Origin of the sequence: Hansschlegelia beijingensis (assembly GCF_045505405.1) — a bacterium.
GTDB lineage: Bacteria > Pseudomonadota > Alphaproteobacteria > Rhizobiales > Methylopilaceae > Methylopila > Methylopila beijingensis_A.
Genome location: NZ_JBJKEX010000284.1, coordinates 1 through 4,011 on the forward strand (window position 1 = coordinate 1; position 4,011 = coordinate 4,011).

Annotated in this window: 4 protein-coding genes and 1 riboswitch; of the genes, 1 reads left to right on the forward strand and 3 read right to left on the reverse strand. The window is 69.6% G+C overall.

The window, feature by feature from the left end:
* Positions 1 to 857: aminotransferase-like domain-containing protein (locus tag ACIKT0_RS14345; RefSeq protein ID WP_407105997.1), on the forward strand; the 857-nt coding region annotated here is incomplete at its 5' end.
* Here ACIKT0_RS14345 and ACIKT0_RS14350 read toward each other — a convergent pair.
* The 3 genes from ACIKT0_RS14350 to ACIKT0_RS14360 form a co-directional block, all read right to left on the reverse strand.
* Entirely contained in the window at positions 854 to 1,651 is a 798-nt protein-coding gene (locus tag ACIKT0_RS14350; RefSeq protein WP_407105998.1) for an ABC transporter ATP-binding protein, read from the reverse strand. The two genes, ACIKT0_RS14345 and ACIKT0_RS14350, sit on opposite strands and share 4 nt — an antisense overlap.
* Positions 1,648 to 2,469 carry an ABC transporter permease gene (locus ACIKT0_RS14355; protein ID WP_407105999.1) on the reverse strand — a complete coding sequence of 274 codons (822 nt, stop codon included), beginning with the start codon at positions 2,467 to 2,469 and terminating at the stop codon, positions 1,648 to 1,650. Before ACIKT0_RS14355 ends, ACIKT0_RS14350 begins: the two co-directional genes overlap by 4 nt.
* 91 nt (positions 2,470 to 2,560) lie before the next feature.
* A complete protein-coding gene (locus ACIKT0_RS14360) occupies positions 2,561 to 3,619 on the reverse strand; it encodes a putative urea ABC transporter substrate-binding protein (protein WP_407106000.1) in 1,059 nt (352 codons plus the stop codon).
* A 97-nt stretch (positions 3,620 to 3,716) separates the two neighbouring features.
* A riboswitch (guanidine-I (ykkC/yxkD leader) is annotated at positions 3,717 to 3,825 on the reverse strand.
* Between the last annotated feature and the right edge of the window lie 186 nt (positions 3,826 to 4,011).

The following is a 4,011-nucleotide window of genomic DNA, read 5'->3' on the forward strand; positions in this document are numbered from 1 at the left end:
TGTTCGGGGTTCTGGCCCGCCGCTCGGACGTCGTGCTGTGCGAGGCGATCACCTATCCGGGCGCCCGCGCCATCGCGGCGCAGCTCGGCCTCCGGCTCGTCGGCCTGCCGATGGACGAGCACGGGGTGACGCCGCAGGCGCTGACGGAGGCCTGCGAGCGGCTCGCCCCGAAGGCGCTCTATCTCAACCCCACGCTGCAGAACCCGACGACGCTGACGATACCGGAGGATCGGCGCGCCGAGCTCGCCGCGATCGCCCGCAGCTTCTCGCTGCCGATCGTCGAGGACGACGCCTATGGCTTCGTGCCGACCGCCAAGATCTCGCCCTTCGCGGCGCTCGCGCCGGAGCTGACCTGGCACATAGCGGGCCTCGCCAAATGCATCGGGGCCGGGCTCAGGACGGCCTATGTGGTGCTGCCGAGCGCGCGCGCCGGCTTCCCCTTCGCGGCGGCGCTGAAGGCCGCGAACGTGATGGCGTCGCCGCTCACGGTCGCGCTCGCCACGCGCTGGATCGAGGACGGCACCGCCGACACGATGCTGCGCTTCATCCGGCGCGAGACGATGGCCCGGCAGGCGCTGGCGGCCGAGATCCTGCCGGCGGGCTCGTTCCGGGCCGATCCGCTGAGCTTCAACCTCTGGGTCACGCTGCCGAAGCCCTGGACCCGCGCGGCCTTCGTCGACCAGATGCGGCCGACGGGCCTCGGCATGGTGGCGAGCGACGCGTTCACGGCAGGCGGCGCGCCCGAGGAGGCGGTGCGCGTCTGTCTCGGCGGGCCGGCGACCCGCGACAAGATCCGTCACGGGCTCGAATTCATGGAGCACGCGCTCGGCGAGGCGCCGGTCGCGAGCTTTCTCTAGCCCGCCGCCAGCACGCCGACGCTCCACGGCGCCCCGATGTCCGACTTCACGAAGCCCAGCACCGGCACCGGCCCCTCCCGGGTCAGATCGAGATCGTAGGTGACGCGCGCGCCGTAGCGGCCGGGCGCCTGGGGGTCGTGGCGCACCTTGTCGAAGGCGACCACGCGGGTGCCGAGGCTGAAGGCCTCCTTGAGGTCGTGCGTCACCATGATGACCGTCATGCCGAGCTTGGCCCAGAGCGGCTTGATCAGCGCATGCATCTGCGCCCGGGTGCCGGGATCGAGCGCGCCGAATGGCTCGTCGAGCAGCAGGACCTTCGGGTTCTTGGCCAGCGCCTGCGCGATCGCGAGGCGCTGCTGCATGCCGCCCGAAAGCGCGCTCGGATGCTTGTCGCGATGGGCGGAGAGCCCGACCTGCGCGATCAGCGCCTCGGCCTTGTCGCGCGCCTCGCGCCGCGCGGCCCCGAACAGGCGGCCGAAGACGCGGGATCTGCCGAGCTCGTAGGCGAGCAGCACGTTCCCCAGCACCGTGAGGTGCGGGAACACCGAATAGCGCTGAAACACGACCCCGCGGTCAGGTCCCGGCTCGTCGGGAAGCGGCTCGCCGTCGATCAGCATCCGGCCGCGCGTCGGCCGCTCCTGCCCCAGAACCATGCGCAGGAAGGTGCTCTTGCCGCAGCCGGAGGGGCCGACGATCGCCAGGAAGGCGCCGGATGCCACCTCGAGATTGAGGTTCTCGAGCACGATCTGGTCGCCATATTCGACCCAGACATTCTCGACCGTGATCGCGCTCATCGCCGCTCTTCCGCATAGGCCCAGGGAAAGGCCGAGCGCGCCAGCCGCGCGAGCCCGAAATCCATCACGAAGGCGATCAGCGTGATCCAGGCCACGTAAGGCAGGATGACGTCCATCGCGAGGTAGCGGCGCACCAGGAAGATCCGGTAGCCGAGGCCGGAATCCGAGGCGATGGCCTCCGCGGCGATCAGGAACAGGAAGGCCGGCCCGAGCTGCAGCCGGACGGTCTCGATGAGCCGCGGCGTGATCTGCGGCAGCACCACCCTGAGCACCGCCGTCCAGCTCGAGGCGCCGAGCGTCTGGGCCTTCACCAGCTGCTCGCTCGGGATCGCCTGCACGGCGAGGGTGACGTCGCGCACGATGGGCGGCGCGACGCCCACGATGATGAGCACGACCTTCGACAGTTCGCCGAGCCCGAAGACGATGAACAGGATCGGCAGCACCGCCATCGGCGGGATCATGGATATGACCGCGACCAGCGGGCCGCCGGCGGCCGTGACCACCGGCAGCGCGCCGATCGCGACGCCGAGCGTCAGGCCGATCAGGGTCGCGCAGCCAAGACCGATCGCCAGCCTGCGGAGGCTCGAGGCGGTGTCGGCCACCATGGTGATCTCGCCGGTGCGGCGGTCCTGCTCGGTGGCGAGGCGCCCCACCGTGTCGGCCATCTCGGAGATCGGCGGCAGCAGCTTGTCGTTCGGGTTCGCGGCGCGCCGCTCGGCCGAGCCAATGACATAGACGGCCGCGAGCAGCACGAAGGGCAGCAGGGCGAGCAGGAGCCGGGCCCCCGCGCCCGGACGGACGTTCATCGCGCGACGCATACACACCTCATCAAAGCCGCGGGATGACGCGGAGAAGTCGCCCCGGGCGGCGCGAGGCGCCGCCCGGATCGGGTGCGGGGAGCGTCTCCGCTCAAAGCTTTCCGTCGGCTGCCATCTTCGCGAAGGTCGAGTCGAAGCGCAGCTTCACGTTGTTCGCGTCCCCAAGCGTCTTGCCGCCCGGGAAGCCGATGCCGACGACGTCCTTCGACTTGGCGCCTTCGCCGAGCAGGCCGTGGTCGAACGAGAAGGTGCGGACGAGCTCCATGGTCTTCACGACGTCGGGGCTCTCGATGAGGGCGACCGCCTCGGCCGGATCGGAGAACAGCCTGGTGCCGCGGAGCTGCGCCTCGAAGCCGGCGAGGTCCGTGCCGGACGCCTTGGCCATCGCGGTCTTGGCCTCGCGGGCCTTGTCGCTGTCGCCCGACATCAGCGCCAGGGTCTCGTACCAGATCCCCGTGAGCGCCTTGCCGAAGTCCGGATTGTCCTTGAGCGTCTCGGTGTTGACGGCGAGGCAGTCGATGATCTCGCCGGGGATCTTGGAGCTGTCGAACAGCTCGGTCGTGCCGGGCTCGGCCTTCACCTCGGCCAGCATCGGGTTCCAGGTCACGACATGCGTGACGTCCGGCGACTTGTAGGCGCTGGCGATGTCGGCGTCGGAGGTGTTGACGACCTTCACGTCCTGCTCGCTCATGCCGGACATGTCGAGGGCGCGCGCCAGCAGGTAGTGCGACACCGAAAGCTCGACGAGGTTGATGCTCTCGCCCTTCAGGTCCGGGATCGACTTGGCGGTCTTGGAGACGATGCCGTCATTGCCGTTCGAGAAGTCGCCCACGATCAGCAGCGTCGTGTCGACCCCGCCGGCCGCCGGGATGGTCAGGCCGTCCATGTTGGTCAGGCCGACCGCGTCGAACTTGCCCGCGGTGAACTGGTTGATCGACTCCACGTAGTCGTTGAGCTGGGTGAACTTGATGTCGATGCCGTATTTGTCGGCCCACTTTTTGACGATGCCGTTCTCGGCCGCGTACTGCCACGGCATCCAGCCGACATAGATCGTCCAGGCGACGTTGAAGCTCTTCTTCGGCGCGGCCTCGGCCGGCGCGGAGAAGGCCATGAGCGAAAGGGCGAGCGCGGCGGTCAGTTTGCGCAGCATGGCTGCTCCTCGGTCGTGCGGCGTCTCGGCCGCGTCGTTTCCAGGGGAGTTCGCCGCAAGCGTGGAGGTCGGTTCGCGGCGGCGAACCCGTGCAGTGACCTCCCGGGCTTTTGCCCCGCCGTGTCTTCCCGCTCTGAGGCCGCGGAAAGTGCGTCTCTCGGACCAGCGCCGCCGCTATGGCGACCGGAACCCTAGACGCTCTGCACGACCATGATCGAGCAAGCGCCGTGCCAGCGCCACTTCGGGCGCGCCGCAGCGGCCCGGCGCGACCCATCTCGCGCCCGGCGCCCAAAGATTGAGCAAAGGGTACTTATTGCAGCGCGGCGGAGCCGTCAGGCGCCGGCAAGCGCGGCGAGCCAGCGGCGGATCGTGACGTTGGTCTGCGCCTTTAG

Bases quoted from the DNA above. Each gene is read 5' to 3' on its own strand.
- ACIKT0_RS14355 (WP_407105999.1), bottom strand. From the start codon at position 2,469: ATGCGTCGCGCGATGAACGTCCGTCCGGGCGCGGGGGCCCGGCTCCTG.
- ACIKT0_RS14360 (WP_407106000.1), bottom strand. From the start codon at position 3,619: ATGCTGCGCAAACTGACCGCCGCGCTCGCCCTTTCGCTCATGGCCTTC.
- ACIKT0_RS14350 (WP_407105998.1), bottom strand. From the start codon at position 1,651: ATGAGCGCGATCACGGTCGAGAATGTCTGGGTCGAATATGGCGACCAG.